The 22,189-nt window shown below is 69.2% G+C and carries 3 protein-coding genes; all 3 read left to right on the top strand.

Features of this window, described 5'->3' with window-relative positions:
- Window positions 1-11: 11 nt before the first annotated feature.
- Genes F9C12_RS16520 through F9C12_RS16510 form a run of 3 tightly spaced genes read left to right on the top strand, consistent with a single transcriptional unit; the run spans window position 12 to window position 22,028 of the window.
- Entirely contained in the window at window positions 12-15,413 is a 15,402-nt protein-coding gene (locus tag F9C12_RS16520; RefSeq protein WP_409466475.1) for a type I polyketide synthase, read from the top strand.
- Window position 15,414: 1 nt separating this feature from the next.
- Window positions 15,415-20,574 carry a type I polyketide synthase gene (locus F9C12_RS16515; protein WP_409466474.1) on the top strand — a complete coding sequence of 1,720 codons (5,160 nt, stop codon included), beginning with the start codon at window positions 15,415-15,417 and terminating at the stop codon, window positions 20,572-20,574.
- Window positions 20,571-22,028, top strand: a complete 1,458-nt coding sequence (locus F9C12_RS16510) for an FAD-dependent oxidoreductase (protein ID WP_409466473.1) — start codon at window positions 20,571-20,573, stop codon at window positions 22,026-22,028. The genes F9C12_RS16515 and F9C12_RS16510 overlap by 4 nt, the downstream gene beginning before the upstream one ends.
- The last annotated feature ends 161 nt before the right edge of the window (window positions 22,029-22,189 follow it).

The following is a 22,189-nucleotide window of genomic DNA, read 5'->3' as shown; positions in this document are numbered from 1 at the left end:
GACAGACACGCATGGCCGGTGAGGACAAGCTCCGCGAATACCTGAAACGCGCGCTCGCGGAAGCCCAGCAGGCACAGCAACGGCTGCGCGAGGTCGAAAACGCGCGGCGGGAGCCGTTGGCGATCGTCGGCATGGCTTGCCGTTACCCGGGCGGCGTTTCCTCGCCGGAGGAGTTGTGGGATCTGGTCGCCGAGGGGCGTGATGCGATTTCGCCGTTCCCCAGCGACCGCGGCTGGGACACCCGCGACGTTCCCGTTGGCGCAGGCGGCTTTCTCGCCGATGCCGGTGCGTTCGACCCGACTCTGTTCGGCATCAGCCCGCGCGCCGCGCTCGCGATGGACCCGCAGCAACGGCTGCTGCTGGAAGTCGCGTGGGAAGCATTCGAGCGGGCCGGAATCGACCCGCTTTCGTTGCGGGGAAGCCAAACCGGCGTTTTTTCCGGTGTGATGTATTACGACTACGCGACCCTGATGGACGCGGTGCCGGAGGAGCTGGCCGGTTTCGTCGGGCACGGCAACGCTGCCAGTATCCTTACTGGACGCATCTCCTACACCTTCGGGCTCGAAGGTCCAGCGGTCACTGTGGACACTGCGTGCTCGTCTTCGTTGGTGGCACTGCATTTGGCCGCCCAATCGCTGCGGTCCGGGGAGTGTTCGCTCGCGCTGGCCGGCGGCGTGACGGTGATGCCGAACCCGGGCACCTTCGTGGAATTCGGCAAACTCGGCGGGTTGGCGGCGGACGGCCGGTGCAAATCGTTCTCCGCCGGCGCGGACGGTACTGGCTGGTCGGAAGGCGTCGGCCTGCTGGTCCTGGAGCGGTTGTCGGACGCTGAGCGCAACGGGCACCAGGTGCTGGCTGTCATCCGCGGGTCGGCGGTGAACCAGGACGGCGCGTCCAACGGCCTGACCGCGCCGAACGGCCCGTCGCAGGAACGCGTGATCGTGCAGGCGCTCACGAACTCCGCGCTGACCCCGGACCAGATCGACGTCGTGGAAGCGCACGGCACCGGCACCGCGCTGGGCGATCCGATCGAGGCCGGCGCGTTGCTCGCGACCTACGGTCAAGGCCGCGAACGTCCACTGTGGCTTGGTTCGCTGAAGTCCAACCTCGGACACACCCAGGCCGCGTCCGGCGTCGCGGGCGTGATCAAGATGGTGCAAGCGATTCGCGCCGGAATGCTGCCGAAGACGTTGCATGTGGACGAGCCTTCCCCGCACGTCGACTGGAACAGCGGTGCCGTAGAACTGCTCACCGAAGCGCAGCCATGGCCGGAGACCGGACGTCCTCGGCGCGCCGCCGTCTCATCGTTCGGCATCTCGGGGACGAACGCGCACACCATCATCGAGCAGGCTCCGGACGCGGCGATCGAGGACAGTCCACGAAGGACACTTCCGGCGATTCCGTGGGTGCTCTCCGGGAAAACCGAAGCGGCTCTGCGGGAGCAAGCCCGGCGACTGGCCGAAGTGGACGCTGACCCGATGGACATCGGGTACTCGCTCGCCGCAACCCGCGCCACCCTCGACCACCGCGCAGTCGTGCTCGGCGCCGACCGTGCCGAACTCCGCGCCGCGCTCACCGAGCTGACGTCGAGTCCCGCCGCGTCCGGACGGCTGGCCTTTTCGTTCTCTGGTCAGGGTGCGCAACGGCCAGGGATGGGCCGGGAGCTGTACGAGACGTTCAGCGTTTTCGCCGAAGCCTTCGACGAGATCTGCGCACAGCTGGATCCGTTCCTGGACCGGCCGGTGAAGGACGTCGTCTTCGGCGACAGCGAGCTGGTGCACGAGACGCAGTACACACAGGTCGGGTTGTTCGCGATCGAGGTCTCGCTGTTCCGGCTGGTTTCGTCGTGGGGCGTGAAGCCGGACTACCTGATCGGCCACTCGATCGGCGAACTCGCCGCCGCACATGTCGCGGGCGTGTTTTCCCTTGCCGACGCGGCGAAACTGGTCGCCGCGCGCGGCCGGCTGATGCAGGCGCTGCCGCGCGGCGGGGCCATGGTGGCGATCGAAGCGACCGAGGACGAGGTCATTCCGAGCCTTACCGATGGCGCGGACCTCGCCGCGGTCAACGGTCCGCGGTCGGTCGTCATTTCCGGAGACGAGTACGCGGTACTGCGGGTCGCGGAGAGTTGGCGAACCGAGGGACGCAAGACGAAGCGGCTGACGGTGTCGCACGCGTTCCATTCGCACCGGATGACCGCGATGCTGGCCGAGTTCGGCGAGATCGCCGCGAGTATCGACTACACCGCTCCGGTGGTTCCGGTGATCTCCAACCTGACCGGCGAGATCGGCACCGAACTGCACGAACCGTCGTACTGGGTACGGCACGTCCGGGAAGCCGTGCGATTCCACAATGGACTGCAGACGCTGGCCGAGCACGGCGTCACGCGTTACCTAGAGCTGGGCCCGGACGGCGTGCTGACCGCACTCGCGCCAGCCGAGGCCGTCGCCGGTGCCGCCACCCGCAAGGGCCGCCCCGAACCGGCCACCCTGCTCACCACGCTCGGCCGCCTGCACGCCGCTGGCGTCGAGGTCGACTGGGCTGCGGTGTTCGCCGGCACCGGTGCCCGCCGGGTCGAGCTGCCGACGTATCCGTTCCAGCATGACCAGTACTGGCTCGAACCCCAGCCTCGACGCGGACAACTGGCCGCGGCCGGCGCTCGCGACGCCGAACACCCGTTGGTACGCGCGGTCATCACCCTGCCCGGTTCGGCGGGAACGCTCCTCACTGGACGGTTGTCGGTTGCATCCCAGCCGTGGCTGGCCGACCACCAGGTCTCCGGCGCGGTCCTCTTCCCCGGCGCGGCGTTTGTCGAACTGGCGCTCCAAGCGGGCAACCACATCGGCTGCGCGACCGTCGACGAGCTGACCTTGCACGCCCCGCTCGTGCTGCCCGAGGGAGAAGCCGCCGACCTGCGGGTATGGGCGCGTCCGGACACCGTGCCCGGCCGCTGGACCCTCGAAATCCACTCGCGCCCGGAAGCCGGCAGCGAGCAAGACTGGACCCAGCACGCGACCGGCCTGCTCAGCGAGCAGGCGAGCGCAACCGCGGCCGGACTCGCCGAATGGCCGCCCAACGCGACCCCGGTCGACCTCGACGGCCTCTACGAACAACTCGAAAACTCCGGCCTGAGCTACGGTCCCGCCTTCCGTAATCTCCGCGCGGCCTGGCGCGACGGCGACACCCTCTATGCCCACATCGCGCCGACCGGAACCCCAGCCGCGCAGCGCTTCGACCTCCACCCGGCCTTGCTCGACGCGTCCCTGCACGCACTTGTCCTCACCGGTGGCGAAACCGCGCAGCTTCCCTTTTCCTGGCAAGACATCCAGGTGCACGCCACCGGTGCCCGGTCCCTGCGCGTCCGGCTCACCCCTGGCAACGGCTCGGTGGCAATCGACCTCGCCGACGACACCGGCGCACCCGTCGCGACAATCGGTGCTCTGGCGTTGCGCCCGCTCGGAGCCCCGGCCCGACGCACCGCGCACGACTCGCTTTTCCGGCTGAACGCGGAAGTCCTGCCGCTGGAACCGTCCTCAATCGACGGACGCTGGGCCATCGTCGGCCCACCGATGCGCGGCCTCGACGCGGAGTCCTTTGTGGACCTCGCGGCAATTCCGGAGGGTTTTGACACAGTAGTCGTCCGTGCCGCTGACGCCGAGGTCGGCGCGGCGACGCGCGAAATGCTGCGGACAGTGCAGGAATTCCTGGCCGCGGAACGGTTCTCCCGTCTGGTCGTGGTCACCACCGAAGGGCTCCCCGGTGCTGCGGTACAGGGCCTTCTCCGTTCCGCGCAGGCCGAACACTCCGGACGCATCGTCATCGCCGAGCTGGAAGACCCCGACGTCGCGCCGCCGCTGCTCGGTGCCGCGCTCGCCACCGGCGAACCGCAATTCTCCTTCCGCGCCGGGGAAGTCCGCGTGCCCCGCCTCGCCCGCCCGGAGCTGACCCCGCCCGACGGACCCTGGCGGCTGGACGTCACCGCCCGGGGCACGCTCGACAATCTCGCGTTCGTCCCCTGCCCGGAGGCCGGCGAACCACTCGCCGAGGGGCAGGTCCGGATCGCCGTCCGCGCCGCTGGCGTGAACTTCCGCGACGTCCTGCTCGCCCTCGGCATGTACCCGGACGAGGTCGCGCTCGGCGGGGAGGGCGCGGGGGTGATCACCGAGGTCGGGCCGGGGGTGCCGGACCTGGCCGTCGGCGACCGCGTGACCGGGATGTTCGGCGGCTCCTTCGGCCCGGTCGCCATCGCCGACCACCGGCTGGTCGCGGCCATTCCGGACAGTTGGTCCTTCGAGGAAGCGGCCGCCGTCCCGATCGCGTACCTCACCGCGTACCTCGGGCTGGTCAAACTGGGCGGTCTCACCGCCGGCGAATCGGTGCTGATCCACTCCGCGGCCGGTGGCGTCGGCGTCGCGGCCGTGCAGCTGGCCCGGCACCTCGGCGCGAAGGTGTTCGGCACCGCCAGTCCCGGCAAATGGGACACGCTGCGCGAACTCGGCCTCGACGACGAGCGGATTGCCTCGTCCCGCACGCTCGAGTTCGCGGACAAGTTCAGCCAGGTCGACGTCGTCCTCAACTCCCTGACCGGCGAGTTCGCCGACGCCTCGCTGGGCCTGCTGCGCCCGGGCGGACGGTTCCTGGAGATGGGCAAGACCGACCTGCGCGACCCGGCGACCTATCCCGAACTGAGATATCAACCGTTCGATCTGATGCGCGTCCCGCCGGACGACATCCGGGCACTCCTCGCCGACGTGCTCGCGCTGTTCGACCAAGGCGCGCTGCGGCTCCCGCCGGTCACCAGCTGGCCGGTCGCCGGCGCGCGCGACGCGTTCCGGTTCCTCAGCCAGGCGAAACACACCGGCAAGGTCGTGCTCACCCTGCCCCGGCGGCTCGACCCGGACGGCACCGTCCTGATCACCGGCGGCACCGGCACGCTCGGCCGCCTGGTCGCGCGGCACCTCGTCGCCGAACACGGCGTCCGGCATCTGCTGCTGGTCAGCCGGCGCGGTACCGCCGAAGATCTGTCCGATCTGGACGCGACGGTCACGGTCGCCGCCTGCGACGTCACCGACCCAAGTGCACTGTCCACAGTGCTCAGCGAGATCCCGGCGGAGCACCCGCTGACCGCGGTCTTCCACGCGGCCGGAATCACCGATGACGGAACGGTCGAATCGCTCACTCCGGAGCGCATCGACGCGGTGCTGCGACCGAAGATCGACGCGGCGTGGCAGCTGCACACCGCGACCCAACACCTGGATCTCGCCGCATTCGTCCTGTTCTCTTCGGCTACCGGGGTCCTAGGTGGACCGGGACAGGCGAATTACGCGGCCGCGAACGCCGCCCTGGACGCGCTCGCGCGGCATCGGCGCGCAGCCGGTCTGCCCGCGCAATCCCTGGCCTGGGGATTGTGGGCGCCGAGCAGCACGCTCACCGGCGAATTGACCGACGCCGACTTGGCCCGCATCGCCCGTTCCGGAGTAGGCGCGTTGTCGGCGGAGGAAGGCTTGGCCCTCCTCGACGCCGCGATGGCGGTCGACGAGCCGGTGCTGGTACCGCTGAAACTCCGCCCGGAGCGCGCGGAAACGGTTCCGTGGCCGTTGCGCGGCTTGATCAAAGCCCCGATCCGTCGTGCCGCGGCCAGAACCGCGGAGCCGGCACCGCAGCAGGTGGACAACTTCGAGGAACTCGTGTGCGCGGAGGTCGCCGCCGTCCTCGGCTATCCCGGAGCCTCGGCGATCGACCCGCAGCGCGCGTTCACCGACCTTGGGTTCGACTCGCTGTCCGCAGTGGAATTGCGCAACCGGCTCGCTGCCGCGACCGCGACCGCATTGCCCGCGACCCTGGTGTTCGACTACCCGACCCCGGCCGCGCTCGCGGCGCACCTCGGCCGTTCCGCGGAACCGGAACCCGTGGTGCCGGTCCAGCAGGCGGTCGCCGACGACGAGCCGATCGCGATTATCGGCATGGCCTGCCGGTTCCCCGGCGACACGCGTACCCCGGAACAGTTCTGGCAGTTCCTCCTGCGGGACGGCGACGGCGTCACCGAATTCCCCCGCGACCGCGGTTGGAATCTGGATACGCTGTTCGACGACGACCCCGACCGGTCCGGGACCAGTTACGTCACCCAAGGCGGATTCCTCGCCTCCGCCGCGGAATTCGACGCGGACTTTTTCGGAATCAGTCCACGCGAAGCTCGCGCGATGGACCCGCAGCAACGGCTGTTGCTCGAAACCTCCTGGGAAGCGCTCGAACGCGCCGGCATCGACCCGGCGGCGGTGCGCGGAAGCCAAACCGGGGTTTTCGTCGGCGCGATGCGCCAGGACTACGGCCCGATGCTGCACCAACCCGTGCCCGGCGGCGAAGGCCACCGGCTGACCGGCAGCGCGGCAAGCGTCGCGTCCGGCCGCATTTCCTACACGTTCGGCTTCGAGGGCCCGGCGATGACCGTCGACACGGCGTGCTCGTCGTCGCTTGTCGCGATGCACCTCGCCGGGCACGCACTTCGCCGCGGCGAATGCGATCTCGCCCTGGCCGGCGGGGCGACCGTGATGGCCACGCCCGGTTTGTTCACCGAGTTCAGCCGCCAGCGCGGGCTGGCTCCGGACGGCCGGTGCAAGGCCTTCGCCGGAGCCGCCGACGGCACGGCCTGGGCCGAGGGCGCGGGAATGTTGCTGCTGGAGCGGCTTTCCGACGCCGAACGCAATGGGCATCGCGTTCTGGCGGTGGTGCGGGGCTCGGCGGTGAACCAGGACGGCGCGTCCAACGGTCTGACCGCGCCGAACGGCCCCTCGCAGGAGCGAGTGATCCGGGCCGCGCTGGCTTCCGCTGGTCTGTCCACAACGGACATCGATGCGGTGGAAGGACACGGCACCGGAACGTCGCTGGGCGACCCGATCGAGGCTGGCGCGCTGCTGGCCACCTACGGCCGGGGCCGGGACCGTCCACTGTGGCTCGGTTCGGTGAAGTCCAACATCGGACATACACAGGCCGCTTCCGGGGTAGCGGGCGTGATCAAGATGGTGCTGGCCATGCGAGACGGCCTGTTGCCGCGCACGTTGCACGTCGATGAACCGTCGCCGCACGTCGACTGGCATTCCGGTGCCGTGCGGCTGCTGACCGAGCCAACGGAGTGGCCGGAAACCGATCGGCCACGCCGGTCGGCGGTCTCGTCGTTTGGTGTGAGCGGCACCAACGCGCACATCATCCTTGAACAGGCCCCGGTTGCCGAGGCTCCTTCCGGGAAGCCGCTCGACGCGCCGTTGGTGCTGTCCGCTCGGTCACCGAAAGCACTCGCCGATCAAGCCGCCCGCCTTCTGTCGATAGTGGACGAGCCGGACCTCGCACGGGCACTCGCCACGAGGCGGACCGCGCACCCTTATCGCGCGGCCGTGCTCAGTGATTTCCGTGCCGGTCTCGCCGCGCTCTCCGAGGGCGTCGACGCGCCAAACGTGGCCAAAGGGCGGGCGGAGGCAGGCAAACTCGCCTTCACCTTCTCCGGGCAAGGATCGCAACGGCTCGGTGCGGGACGGGAACTCAGTGCCGAATTCCCGGTCTTCGCGGCGGCTTTCGCCGAGGCTTGCGAGGCGCTCGACCCGCACCTTCCGCGTGGAATTCGCGACATTGTTTTCGCCGACGAAGGCTCTCCCGAGGCCGCATTGCTGGAACGGACCGGCTACACGCAGGCCGCGCTGTTCGCCACCGAAGTCGCGTTGTACCGGCTGCTCGAACACTGGGGTTTGCGCCCGGATTACCTGGCCGGGCATTCGGCCGGTGAGCTGGCGTGCGCGCACGTTTCCGGGGTGCTGACGCTGGCCGACGCCGCCGCGGTGGTCGGCGCGCGGGCTCGGCTGATGGACCGGACGTCCGGCACCGGTGCGATGTTCGCGATCGAGGCCACCGAGGACGAAATGGCCCCGACGCTCGCCGGCCGCGACCACGAGGTTGGCATCGCCGCTGTCAACGGACCCACGTCGCTCGTGCTGTCCGGAGACGATGCCGTTGTCGCCGAGATCGCTGCGCAGTGGCGTGAACGGGGCCGCCGAACGCGTCGGCTCGAAGTAAGCGTTGCGGCGCATTCCCCGCAGATGGACGAGATTCTCGGGGAATTCCGGGAGGCCGTCGCCGCGGTGACGTTCGGCGAACCGGCCCTGCCGATCGTGTCGACGGTAACTGGACAGCTCGTCTCCTCGGAAGAAATGCGTACCCCGGACTACTGGGTGCGGCATTTGCGGCAAGGCGTCCGATTCTTCCCGGCCGTACGCACTCTGGCGGAGTTGGGGGCAACGGCCTTTGTGGAGGTTGGCCCGGCCAGTGTGCTGACCGCGACCACTGCGGATTGCCTGCCGGAAACGGCGGACGCGTTGCTGGTGCCTTCGCTGCGCAAGGATCGTCCGGAAGTCGCCTCGTTGCTGGAGACGGTGGCTCGGCTCCACGTGCACGGCTTCAGTCCGGAGTGGACTTCGGTGTTCGCCGGGCGTGAGGCCGCGGAGGTGGACCTGCCGACGTATGCGTTCCAGCACCGGCACTTCTGGCTCGCCACTCCGGAACGCGACGCCGCCGCAGCCGGACTCGCGCCGATCGAGCACCCGCTGCTCGGCGCGAGCGTCGCGCTGGCCGACGGTGATCGCGCGGTGTTCACCGGCCGGCTTTCCGTTTCCGCGCAGCCTTGGCTGGCCGATCACGTGGTGTCCGGGCAGATCGTGGTGTCCGGGACTTCGTTGCTGGAACTGGCTCTCCGGGCCGGAGCCGAGCTGGGTTGCGGAACCCTCGCCGAGCTGATCATGGACACCCCGCTCGTGCTTCCGGCGGACGGGAGCGCGACCGTCCAGCTTGTCGTGGGGGAACCAGACGAATCCGGTCGCCGTGAACTGGAGTGCTATTCGCGGCCGGACCCGGCGCTGCCGTGGACGCGGCACGCGCGTGGGGTCTTGGCACCGACCGAGCCGGTCGAGGCGGAATGGCCGACGCTGCCGGACGGTGAGTCCGAAGTAGCCATAGACGAGCTGTACGCGACGATGGCGGATCGTGGCCTCGACTACGGTCCGGTATTCCGCGGCCTGCGCAAGGTATGGCTTCCGGACGGTGGCCTGCTCGCCTTGGTCGCGCTCCCGGACGAGATCGAGCCGGAAGCCTTCGGCCTGCACCCGGCGCTGCTGGACGCGGCCTTGCATGCCTTGGCTGCTATCGACGAAACCGGCACCGCGTCGCTCCCGTTCTCCTGGAGCGGCGTCACGCTGCACGCGACCGGCGCTCGTGCGCTGAAAGTACGGTTGACTCCGGTTCCCGGCGGATACTCGGTGACCGCAGCGGATCAGCACGGTCGGCCGGTTCTTTCGGTGGAATCGCTGGCACTGCGGCCGGTTTCGCTGAATCAGCAGGTGGACGACGCGTTGTTCACTGTGGACTGGCAGCCGATCGAGCTTCCCGCCGCGGACGTGCGGTATTCCATGTTGGACGACGAACTCAGCGAGACAGCGGAGTTCGTGGTGCTGCGCAGTTCCGCAGACGACACGCTGGCTGAACTGCATCGCGTGTTGCCGATCCTCCAGAAGTGGCTGGAAGACGAACGGTTCGCTCAAGCCAAGCTGGTCGTGCTCACCGGCGCGAACCCGGCTGGTGCGGCCGTCCGCGGGTTGGTCCGTTCGGCCCAGGCGGAGAATCCGGGCCGGTTCGTCCTGATAGAAGCCGAAACCGACGCCCCGGACCTCAGCGGTGCATTGGCGTCGGGCGAGCCGCAGCTCTCTTTGCGGGACGGCAAAGCGTTTGTCCCGCGCCTGGTCCGCATGCAGTCCACTGTGGATGATGAATGGTCCGGCACCGTGCTGATCACCGGTGGCACCGGCGGTCTCGGCTCGTTGCTGGCCCGGCACCTGGTCGCCGAACGCGGTGTGCGAGAACTGGTCCTCGTCGGCCGCCGAGGCCGTGCCGCGACCGGGGCAGCGGACCTCGAAACCGAATTGTCGGAACTCGGCGCGACCGTCCGGATCGAGGCCTGCGACGTCGCCGACCGCGCCGCGACGGCAGCCTTGCTCGCCTCGATCGACAATCTCGGTGCCGTCGTGCACGCAGCGGGCGTTCTGGACGACGGTGTCGTGGAATCCCTGACGCCAGAACGCATCGATCAGGTCTTCCACGCCAAGGCAACTGCGGCCTGGAACCTTCACGAGCTGACCCCGGACGTTCCGCGGTTCGTGTTGTTCTCCTCCGCGGCAGGCATCCTGGGCAGTCCCGGCCAGGGCAACTACGCCGCGGCCAACGCCTATCTCGACGCCATCGCCCGCCAGCGGGCGGCCGACGGGCTTTCCGCGGTGTCGCTGGCCTGGGGCCCGTGGGCGTCCGGCATGGCGGGCGCATTGGACGAGGCTTCCCGCCGCCGCATCGAACGCCTTGGCCTCACTCCGCTCACGCCGGAAGAGGGCCTGCGACTGTTCGACGCGGCAGTTGCCGGACCGCCGCTGTCGGTGCCCCTCCGGTTGAATCTTCCCGCGCTCCGCGAACGCGCGAAGACGGGGGAGAATCCAGTACTTCTGCGCAGTCTGATTCGCGTCCCGGCGAAGTCCACTGTGGCCAGTACGTCAAGCTTGGGCGGAGAACTGGCCGCTTTGGACGAAGCAGGCCGCCGACGCTTGCTGCTGGACACCGTGCGGTCGGCGGTAGCCGCGACCCTCGGGCACGAGGAGCCCGTCGACGAGCACCGCGCGTTCAACGACCTTGGGTTCGATTCGCTGACCTCAGTCGAATTGCGCAATCGACTGTCCACAGTGAGCGGATTGCGCCTGCCGACCACGTTGGTGTTCGACCATCCGACGACCGAGTCCGTGGTGGACTACCTGCTGTCGAGGCTCACCGAGCAGACAACGACCCAACGCGCCGTGATGACCGCCCCGTCGGACGAGCCGATCGCGATCGTCGGCATGGCCTGCCGGTACCCCGGCGGTGTCGAGACGCCGGAAGACCTGTGGAACCTGGTCGTCGGAGACGGAAGCGGCATTTCGCCGTTCCCCGCCGACCGGGGCTGGGACCTCGACCGGCTCTACCACCCCGACCCCGACCACCCCGGCACGAGCTATGTCACCGAAGGCGGATTCCTCGCCGGCGCGGCGGAGTTCGACGCGGAGTTCTTCGGGATCAGCCCCCGCGAGGCCGTCGCGATGGACCCGCAGCAGCGGTTGCTGCTCGAGGTCTCGTGGGAGGCTTTCGAGCGCGCCGGGATCGACCCGACCTCCGTCCGCGGCAGCCGCACCGGGGTGTTCGCCGGGGTCATGCACCACGACTACGCCAGCCGGATGCCGGTCCTGCCGGAGGAAGCCGAGGGCTACCTCGGGGCCGGAACCGCCGGAAGCGTGGCCTCGGGCCGGGTTTCGTACTCGTTCGGTCTCGAAGGCCCAGCGGTCACTGTGGACACTGCGTGCTCGTCCTCGTTGGTGGCAATGCACTTGGCCGCGCAGTCGCTGCGGGCCGGGGAGTGCGCCCTCGCGTTGGCCGGTGGCGTGACCGTGCTCGCCACGCCTGGCTTGTTCACCGAGTTCAGCCGCCAGCGCGGTCTCGCGCCGGACGGCCGGTGCAAGGCGTTTTCGGCGAATGCCGACGGCACGGTCTGGGGCGAAGGCGCGGGCATCCTGCTGCTGGAACGGCTGTCGGACGCCAAGCGCAACGGCCGCCGGATCCTGGCTGTCCTCCGCGGCTCGGCCGTAAACCAGGACGGAGCCTCCAACGGCTTGACCGCGCCGAACGGCCCGTCACAGGAACGCGTGATCCGCACCGCGCTGCAGTCGGCGGGTCTGTCCACTAAGGACATCGACGCGGTGGAAGCACACGGCACCGGCACCGCGCTCGGCGACCCGATCGAAGCGCAGGCCTTGCTCGCGACCTACGGGCAGGAGCGGGACCGTCCACTGTGGCTGGGGTCGATCAAGTCGAACATCGGCCACACCCAAGCCGCGGCCGGGGTCGCGGGCGTGATCAAAATGGTGCTGGCCATGCGAGACGGCCTCCTGCCGCGCACGCTGCACGTGGACGCGCCGACGCCGCACGTGGATTGGGAAAGCGGAGCGGTCCAGCTGCTCACCGAGCCGGTGGAGTGGCCGGAGGGCGACCGTCCGCGCCGGGCCGCGGTGTCGTCGTTCGGCATCAGCGGCACGAACGCACACGTGATCGTGGAACAGCCGCCGGCCGCCGAGCCGGCGTCGCAAGTGGACGCTCCGGTACCGGTGGTGTTGTCCGGTCGGGGAGAACCCGCGCTGCGTGCGCAGGCGGCGCGGCTGCGGGCTTGGCTTGACGACGAAGCCGACTGGGCCGGTGCCGCCTACACGCTCGCGACAGCACGGACGGCTTTCGAGAACCGCGCCGTCCTGCTCGCGGCTGACCGGGCCGCGCTTGCCGCTGGCCTCGATGCGCTGAGCAGCGGAAACCCGGCAGCGGGCGTGGTCGAGGGGACGACCCGCGCCGCCGGACAGGTGGCGTTCGTGTTCCCCGGCCAGGGTTCGCAGTGGGTCGGGATGGCGCGCGAGCTGGCGGCGAGCTCGGAGGTGTTCGCGGGCCGGCTGGGGGAGTGCGCGGCCGCGCTCAGCGAGTTCGTGGACTGGTCCCTGGAAGACGCGCTGACCGATGCCTCGCTGCTGGAACGGGTCGACGTCGTGCAGCCGGTGTCGTGGGCCGTGATGGTCTCGCTGGCCGAGTTGTGGCGTTCCTACGGCGTGGAGCCGGCCGCGGTGATCGGACACAGCCAGGGCGAGATCGCCGCCGCCTGCGTTGCCGGAGCACTGTCCTTAACAGACGGTGCACGCGTTGTTGCGTTGCGGAGTCAGCTGATTGGGAAGGTGCTGGCCGGGCAGGGCGGGATGGTCTCAGTCGCTCTGCCGGTCGAGGACCTGACCGACCTGCTTGTCGACCTGGAGGTAGCGGCGGTCAACGGCCCGTCGTCCACGGTGGTCTCCGGCACCCCGGCGGCCGTCGACAAGCTGCTGGAGGTGTGCGAATCCCGCGACATCCGGGCCCGGCGGATCGCGGTGGACTACGCGTCGCATTCCAGCCAGGTCGAGGCCATTCAGGACCAGCTCGCCGCGCAACTCGCCGGGAGCATCGCCGGACCGGCCGCGGTCCCGTTCTATTCGACGGTCACCGGAGACTGGCTCGACACCGACGGCCTCGACGCCGGGTACTGGTACCGGAACCTCCGCCAGACCGTCCACTTCGATCAGTCGGTACGCGCGCTTTACGCAGCCGGGTACCGGGCGTTCCTCGAGGTCAGCCCGCATCCGGTGCTCGTTCCGACGATCGCGGAGAGCGTGCCGGACGCGGTGACGGTCGGCTCGCTCCGGCGCGACGACGGCGGCCTCGACCGCTTCCAGCAGTCCGCCGCCGAGGCCTATGTGCAGGGCGTGAAGGTCGAGTGGGCGGCGGCGTTCCCCGCCGGGATCCGGCCCGCCGAGCCGCCGACGTATGCCTTCCAGCGCCAGCGGTACTGGCTCGACGCACCCGCGACCAGCGGCGACGCGGAAGACGCCAGCTTCTGGGCTGCCGTCGAGAGCGATTCGCTGGCGACGTTGCTCGGAGTGGACGAGGGTGCGCTCGCCCCGGTGCTTCCCGCGCTGTCCGAGTGGCGCAAGAAGAGCCAGCAGCGCACCGAGGTGGATTCCTGGCGGTACCGGACAGTGTGGCGCCCACAGCCGGTCGCCGAGGCTCGACTGACTGGCCGGTGGGTGCTGGTGTCGAAGGAGGAAAATCCGGCCTATACCCAGGCACTGGAGGCAGCCGGTGCCTCGGTGGTCACCGTTTCGCCGGGCTCGCCGATCGACGAGGCGGACGGCATCGTCTCGCTGCTTGCCCTTGCCGAGGACGGCCTCGAATCCACTCTGGACCTGATCAAGTCCGTTGGCGACACTCCACTGTGGCTGGTCACCTCCGGTGCGATCGCTGCCGCTCCGGAGGACGAGGTCAATGCACCTCGGCAAGCCATGGCGTGGGGATTGGCCCGAACGGCCGCCCTCGAATACCCGCGCCGCCGCGGTGGCGTCGTCGACCTCGACGATCCCGCGCTGCTTCCCGCCGTGCTGGCCGGGGACGAGGACCAAGTGGCGATCCGCGAGTCCACAGTGTTCGTCCGCCGTCTTGCGCCCGCTCCACTGCGGACCGACGCCCGCTGGCAACCGCGCGGCACGGTGCTGCTCACCGAAGGCCCCAGCCAGTCGAGCGAGGCCACCGTCCGATGGTTGGCCGAAAACGGCGCGGAACGAGTGGTGGTGCTGAGCGACGGCACGAGCGAACCTCTTCCGGACGACGTCGGGGTTCCAGTCGTTCGCGAGGTGTGCGACGTCGCCGACCGGGACGCGCTGTCCCAGGTGCTGGCTGCGATCCCCGGTGAGCTGACCGCCGTCATCCACGGAGCGGGTGAGGTTACTTCCGGCGCGCTGGCCGACCTCACCGCAGACGCCCTGACCGCGGCGGTACGGACAAAGGTGCTTGGTGCGGTCAACCTCCACGAGCTGGTGTCCGATGTGGACGCTTTTGTGCTCTTCTCGTCGGTCTCCGGTGTCTGGGGCGCGGCCGAGCAAGGTGCGTTCGGGGCAGCCAATGCCTTCCTGGACGCACTGGCCGAACACCGGCGGCAGAAGGGATTGCCCGCCACCTCGGTCGCTTGGGGGCCGTGGGCGGGCGCGGGATTGGGCGCGGCCGACGCCGAGACCGAGCGCGACCGCCGCGAACAACTCCGCCGCCGCGGAGTCTTTGCGCTGGCCGCCGAGCGTGCCCTCCCCGCCTTGGCCGACGCGGTGGCGAATGGCGATCCGACTGTCGTTCTCGCGGATATCGACTGGACTCGGTTCCTGCCCGCGTTCACCGCGGTACGCCCGAGTGCGCTGTTCGAGGAATTGGCGACTGCGCCGGAGAACGACAGCGCGGCCGAGCCATCGCTGGTGGCCAAGCTGACCGGACTGTCCGAAGAGGACCAGATGCGCGAGCTGACCGAACTGGTCCGCGACGCGGTCGCGGCCGTACTGTCCCATCCTGACCCGGCGACGTTGCCGGCCGGACGAGCCTTCCGCGAACTGGGCTTCGACTCGCTCGCCGCGGTCGACCTCCGGAACCGGCTCGGTGCCGCCACCGGCGTGCGGCTGGCGGCCACCGTCGTCTTCGACTACCCGACTCCCGCCGACCTCGCGCGGCATCTCCGCGCCCAGCTCGTGGCGGCGCAATCACCCGGTGCGCCAGCGGGTTCCGTGGACGAGGAACTCGACCGGCTGCAGGGGATGCTGACCGCGGAGTCCGATGCGGACACTCGCCGCCGCGTCCGGGAACGGCTAGCCGCGCTCGTCGCGGAGCTGACGCCGGAAGCCGAGGACGAAACGGTCGCGGACCGGCTCGGGGCGGCGTCCGACGAGGAGATCTTCCGGTTCATCGACACGGAGCTGAACTGACATGAGTGACGCCGAGCGGCTTCGCGAATACCTGCGCAAGGTCACCGTCGATCTGCACGACACCCGGAAACGGCTGAAGGAAATCCAGGACCGGGCGACGGAACCCATTGCCGTCGTGTCGATGGCCTGCCGCTATCCCGGCCGCGTGCGGTCTCCGGAAGACTTGTGGCAGCTGGTCGACGAGGGCCGCGACGCGATCTCCGGTTTCCCCGCCGACCGCGGCTGGGACCTGGACGGACTGTTCCACCCGGACCCGGACCACGTCGGCACCACCTACGTCCGCGAGGGCGGATTCCTTTCGGAAGTAGGCGGTTTCGATGCCGGGTTCTTCGGAATCTCCCCGCGCGAGGCGCTGGCGATGGATCCGCAACAGCGTCTCCTGCTGGAAGTTTCCTGGGAGGCGCTCGAACGCACCGGCTTCGATCTGGCCGCATTGCGGGGAAGTGCGACCGGAGTGTTCGTCGGCAGCGGCGCGCCGGACTACAGCATGGTCGTCTCGCAAGCGACCGAAGACCTCGGCGGTTACCTGATGACCGGCAACGCGGGGAGCGTGCTGTCCGGTCGGCTTTCTTACACTTACGGCTTTGAAGGCCCGTCGCTCACGGTGGACACTGCGTGTTCCTCGTCGCTGGTCGCGCTCCACCTGGCCTGCCGCGCGCTGCGGCGCGACGAATGCTCACTCGCGTTGGCTGGCGGGGTTTCCGTGCTGAGCACTCCTGCCGGTTACGTCGAGATGAGCCGTCAACGCGGGATGGCTCCAGACGGTCGAGTCAAGGCCTTTGCTGCCGCCGCCGACGGCACCGCTTGGTCGGAAGGTGCTGGAATCCTTGTCCTGGAACGGCTTTCCGAGGCGGAACGGCACGGACATCCAGTGTTAGCCGTGGTGCGTGGCAGCGCGATCAATTCCGACGGGGCGAGCAACGGCCTCACCGCACCGAACGGGCCTTCGCAGGAACGCGTGATCCGTCAAGCACTCGCCGATGCAGGGGTTCCGGCGTCCGACGTCGATGCGGTCGAGGCACACGGCACCGGTACCGAACTCGGCGATCCCATTGAAGCCAACGCCTTGCTCGCCACCTACGGCCGGAATCGGCCAGGCGACCGTCCACTGTGGTTGGGCTCGCTCAAGTCGAACCTCGGCCATGCCGGTGCGGCCGCGGGAGTCGCGGGCGTGATCAAAATGGTCATGGCGCTCCGGGCCGGAACTCTGCCCAAGACGTTGCACGTGGACGAGCCGTCTCCGAAAATCGACTTCGCGCGAGGCGGCGTCGAACTGCTCACGGAACCGCGACCGTGGCCTGATTCGGACCGGCCGCGCCGGGCTGGGGTATCGGCGTTCGGCATCAGCGGCACCAACGCGCACGTGATCCTGGAATATCAACCTGAGTCAGTTGCCATCTCACCCGAGTTCGCCGCAGCTGTCCCGCTGCTGGTTTCCGGCCGCACCGAGGCCGCAGTACGAGCGCAGGCCGAGCGTTTGCTGCCCTTCGTTGAGGGGCCGGAACGACTCGCCGACCTCGGCTGGTCACTGCTGCGCTCGCCGGACTTCGAACATCGGGCAGCAGTCGTGGCCGACGACCGGGCTACCGCCAGCCGCGCCCTGCGGGCGTTGGCATCGGGGGAAGAAGACCCAGCGTTGGTGCGCGGTGTTGCGCAGCCAGTGGAGCAAGCGGTGTTCGTCTTCCCCGGACAAGGGTCCGAATGGGTAGGAATGGCGGTTGGTCTGCTGGACTCGGCTCCCGCATTCGCGCGTTCGATGGCGGAGTGCGAGAAGGTCCTTTCCGGACTGGTGGACTGGTCGCTGCGGGAAGCGATCCGCGACGCAACATTGTTGAAGCGGATCGATGTCGTGCAGCCGGTGCTGTTCTCGGTGATGGTCTCGCTGGCGGAACTGTGGAAGTCCTATGGCGTTGCCCCGGCCGCTGTTGTCGGAAGCAGTCAGGGCGAAGTCGCCGCGGCTTGTGTCGCGGGTGCGCTGTCCCTTGCGGACGCGGCGAAGATCGTCGTTCTGCGCAGCCGGTTGTTCGCCGAGGAATTGGAGGGTCGCGGTGCCGTAGTAGCTGTCGGGGAACCGGCTGCACAAGTGGAACAACGCCTCGCCGCCTTCGCTGGACAGCTGACCATCGGCGGCATCAACAGTCCGAACGCGGTTACGGTGGTTGGAGAACTCGCACCGTTAGAGGAGTTCGTGGCTGGCTGCACCGCGGACGGAATCCGCACCCGGGCAGTGTCCACAGTGGCCTCGCACTCTCCGAAACTCGAACCGTTGCGCGAACGATTCCTGAAGATGGTCGCCGACATCACCCCGCGACCGGGCGGAATCCCGTTCTGCTCCACAGTAACCGGCGAGTTCGTGCCGACCGAATCACTCACCGCCGAATACTGGTACGACAACGTCCGCGAGATGGTCAACTTCGACGGCGGTATCCGCGCCCTCATCGCAGCCGGACATCGGTTCTTCCTCGAGGCCAGCCCACATCCGGTGCTCACGTCGTCGATCACGGAAACCGGCGAGGACGCTGGCGTCGAGGTCGTGACGGTCGGCTCGCTCCGCCGCGACGAGGGCGGCTTGCCGCGCTTCCTCCTTTCCGCCGCTGACGCACGAGTGCACGGCCTGCCGGTGGATTTCGCCCCGGCTTTCGAAGGCGCGGAACCACGGCGCGTCACCCTGCCCACCTACGCCTTCCAGCACGAAACGTACTGGCCGGAAGTTCGCCCGGCGACTTCGGCGGATCCGGTCGAGGCTGGTTTCTGGGACGCCGTCGAACGAGCCGACGCAGGCGAGTTGTCGCGTGCGCTGAACGTCGGCGAGGAATCGCTTTCCGAAGTGCTGCCCGCGCTCAACGCGTGGCACCGCCGCCGGCAGGAGAAGTCCATTGAGGACTCCTGGCGCTACCGGATCACCTGGCGGCCAATGCCGGAGCCGACGACCACGACGCTTTCCGGCCACTGGCTCGCCGTGGCACCAGATGGCAATGCCTGGGCCGACCACTGCCTGGACGCTCTCGCCCGCCGCGGCGCGAACCTCACCCGGGCCTCGAAGCTCGACCGAGACCTCCTGAACCAGCCCGATATCCGGGGAATCATCTCCCTCCTCGATTTCGCAGACACGCTCGCGCTAGTCCGCGCACTCGACACCGACGTCCCGCTGTGGCTGACAACCTCCGGCGCAGTCTCGGCTGCCGGCACGACGCCAGACCCTGGCCAGGCGGCGATCTGGGGTCTCGCCGCAGCCATCGCGGTGGAGCGCCCGGGCCTGTGGGGCGGCGTCATCGACCTCCCGGAATCGCTCGACGAACCGACCGCCGCGCTGTGGTCAGCCGCACTGTCCGGCGACACCGGCGAAGACCAGATCGCGGTACGAAACGCAGGCTTGCTCGCGCGCCGCCTGGTCCGGGCAACACCGAGCGTCGGAACCTGGTCGTGGCAAGGAACCGTCCTCGTCACCGGTGCCGATACGCCGATGGGCGCTCACGTCGCCCGATGGCTCGCTGACAACACTTCCGCGGAACTGATCCGGACTGTCCAACCAGGACACGCTGGTTCGATCAACGGGCCGGTAGTCGAATGCGACCTCACCGATCGCGCTGCAGTCGCCGACCTTCTTGCTGGACAGGAACTTTCCGCAATCGTGCACACCGCCGTTCCGCTGGAAGAAGGCGCACTGGAGAACTTGACGCCGGAAATGTTCGAGTCCGGAGTAGCCGGTGCCCGAAATCTCCACGAACTGGCCAATGCCCCGCTGATCCTGTTCTCCTCGATCTCCGGCACTTTCGGCGGTGTCGGACAAGGCGTCTACGCCGCCGTCACGGCCACATTGGACGCACTAGCCGAACAAGACGGAACGTTCTCCATCGCCTGGGGTCCGTGGGCAACCGGCGAGGAAGCCGACACCGTACGCCGCGAACGCCTGGGCAGCAGGGGAATCCGCTTGCTCGACCCGGCGCGGGCAATGTCCGCGCTCTCTCTCAGCGAGTCCCACGTCATGCTGGCCGACTTGGACTGGCCAACCTTCGCCGACGCCTACCGCACCAACGGCGACCGTCCGCTGATCGCCGACCTAGCCCCCCGCGTTGTCCCGGCGGCCACCGAATCCGGCCTAGCCGACCGCCTCGCCGCACTGCCCGCCGAGGAACGCCACGAGGCCCTCCTCGACCTGATCCGCGACCAAGCCGCCGCCGTACTGGGCCATTCCTCGGCAGCCTCAGTAGACCCCGGCCGCCGCTTCCTGGAACACGGCTTCGACTCACTGACCACAGTGGACCTCCGCAACCGTCTCAACGCCGCGACCGGCTTGCGGGTGCCAGTATCCGCGTTCCTCGAACACCCCACCCCGGCTGCGTTAGCCCACCGACTTAATGGTGAATTCGGCGGACCGCAGGCTGTCTACAGTCCGCTGGCTACTCTCCTGAAGCAAGCCCAGGAGTCCGGCAAACTTCCCGAGTTCGTGGATGTCCTCACCGCCGCGGCCAAACTCCGTCCCACGGCCCAACCGCACGAGGGAGCATCCACCACCGTCCCGCTCACGACGTCCGGAACGGCGCCGAAACTGGTCTGCCTCCCGTCCGTGCTGGCCACCTCGGGACCACACCAGTTCGCCCGCTTCGCCGCGGCTCTGCGGGACGAAAGACCAGTGTCCGCACTCTCGCTGCCGGGTTTCCAAGCCGGGGAGGCGCTTCCGGACAGTCTCGAAACCCTGGTCGAAACGCTGGCCGCAGAGGTGGAGAAGACCGAAGGACCATTCGTCCTGGTCGGCTACTCGTCCGGCGGCCTCCTCGCCAACGCCGTAGCCGCCGCACTCAAGCGAACTCCGCTCGCGGTGGTCTTGCTCGACACCTTCGTCCTCGGCCCGGACCCGGCCGCGTGGTCCGGCGTCCTGGACGGAATGGCGACCCGCCTGGCCGAAACCGACCTGGCCGACGACACCCGGCTCACCGCGATGGGCGCATACCTCGACCTGGTGCGGACGTACTCCCCGGCGGAGATCGACGCCCCGGTCCTCCTGGCCCGGGCCACGACGGGCCCCCGCGCGGAATGGCCTGCCCCGCACCAGACGACGGACCTGGCCGGGGATCACTTCACGATTCTCGAAAACGCGGCCGACGACGCCGCGAAGGCGGTACACGAATGGTTGGAGAAGCTGGCGGTGGAAAAGTCATGACTGAGCGAACGACAGTCCTGGTCATCGGAGCCGGGCCGTGCGGGCTCGCGGTCGCGGCGGAGTTGGCGCGGCTCGACGTGCCGGTGACCGTCGTGGACGCCGCGCCCGAACCGGGTGCCGGATCCCGCGCGATCCTGTTGTGGCCGCCAGTGCTGGAGGTGCTGACCGAACTCGGCGTCGCCGATCGCGCGCGCGAGCAGGGGCTCGGTCCGGCGGCGTTGCACTACCACCTGCCGTCCGGCGTGGGCGCGCGCGTCGCGCTCAACGACGACAACCGGCCGCTCGTGCTTCCGCAGGAGAAGACGACCGCGTTGCTGGAACAGGCCGTGCACGACTTCGGCGGCACCGTCGAACGAGGCGTGCGCGTGACGAAAGTCGTGCCCGGGACGGAATCGGTGCTCGTCGCGGCCACCGCCGACGACGGCACCGCCCGCGAATTCGAGGCCGACTGGGTGATCGGCGCCGACGGTCACCGTAGCGAAGTGCGCAACCAACTCGACATCGCCTTCGACGGCGAGCACATCCCGGTCTCGTTCCTGCTGGCCGAAGGAACCCTCGAAGGCGACCTCCGCCGCGACGAGGTCCACTACTTCCTCAGCGACGCCGGCGTCCTGCTGCTGGCACCTCTGCCCGGTGGCGAATTCCGGATCTCGGGCGCCCTTCCGCCCGGCGCGAAGCCGGACGAACCGCAAGTACAACGCCTCCTGGACGAACGCGGCCCGGGCGGCCTGAAAGTCGCGTCGCTGCGGACCATCACGACTTTCTCCAGCGACGAACGCATCGCCGCCAACCTCCGCGCGGACCGCGTTTTCCTGGTCGGCGACGCCGCGCACGTGCACAGCCCGATCGGTGGGCAAGGCCTGAACCTGGGCATCCCCGACGGCCGCAACCTGGCGTGGAAACTGGCGGGCGTACACCACGGCCGCCTCGCCCCGGCGATCCTCGACACCTACGACCCGGAACGCCGCTCCGCGATCCAGCAAACCCTCCGCGCGACCGGCATGATGGCGCGGCAATCGGTGGCCGGCCCGGTCGCGCGCAAGGTGCGCAACCTGGCCTGGCGACTGGCCCAGTCGAGCGGGGTGCTGGAACGGAAATTCGCCCCCACCCTGGCCGGATGGCGTTCGGAATGCCCGAACCCGTTGCCCGGCAGCGGAAAACTCGCCGCCGCGCGCTCCTGGCCGCGCCCCGGAACCCGCGACCCGCGCTGGCAGCCGAAACCGGACCGGGACCTGGCCGGACAGTTCCAGCTCGTGACGTTCGGCCCGCCGAACAGCGAACTCGCCACCCGAGCCGCAGCCTTGGCGACCCGGATGCCGGGCACGGTGACCCACTTCAGCCTGGGCGGTTCGCGAGAGGGATTCGTGCTGCTGCGCCCAGACGCCTACGTCGCGGCGGCTGGCCCGGCGGAACTGTTCCCGGAGGTGGCTCGGTTGGTGCGGGATTTGGCTTAGTTCTGGCCCGATTGCTCCTGCTTGCCCCGGCCGTGGTGGGTGGTTAGCCGGATTCGTTCCCAGAGGCGGCGCGGCGGTGCGGGATTCCGCTCAACCCGGCTCCGGTTCAGCCCGGACGTCCGGGCGGCTGGCGCTGGTTCGGTGAGGCCGTTTCCGTGGGG

The sequence above is a fragment of the Amycolatopsis sp. GA6-003 genome (assembly GCF_046267895.1).
Classification (GTDB): Bacteria; Actinomycetota; Actinomycetes; order Mycobacteriales; family Pseudonocardiaceae; genus Amycolatopsis.
Note: the sequence above shows the minus strand (reverse complement) of the source record. Positions and strands in the feature narration are given on the sequence as shown.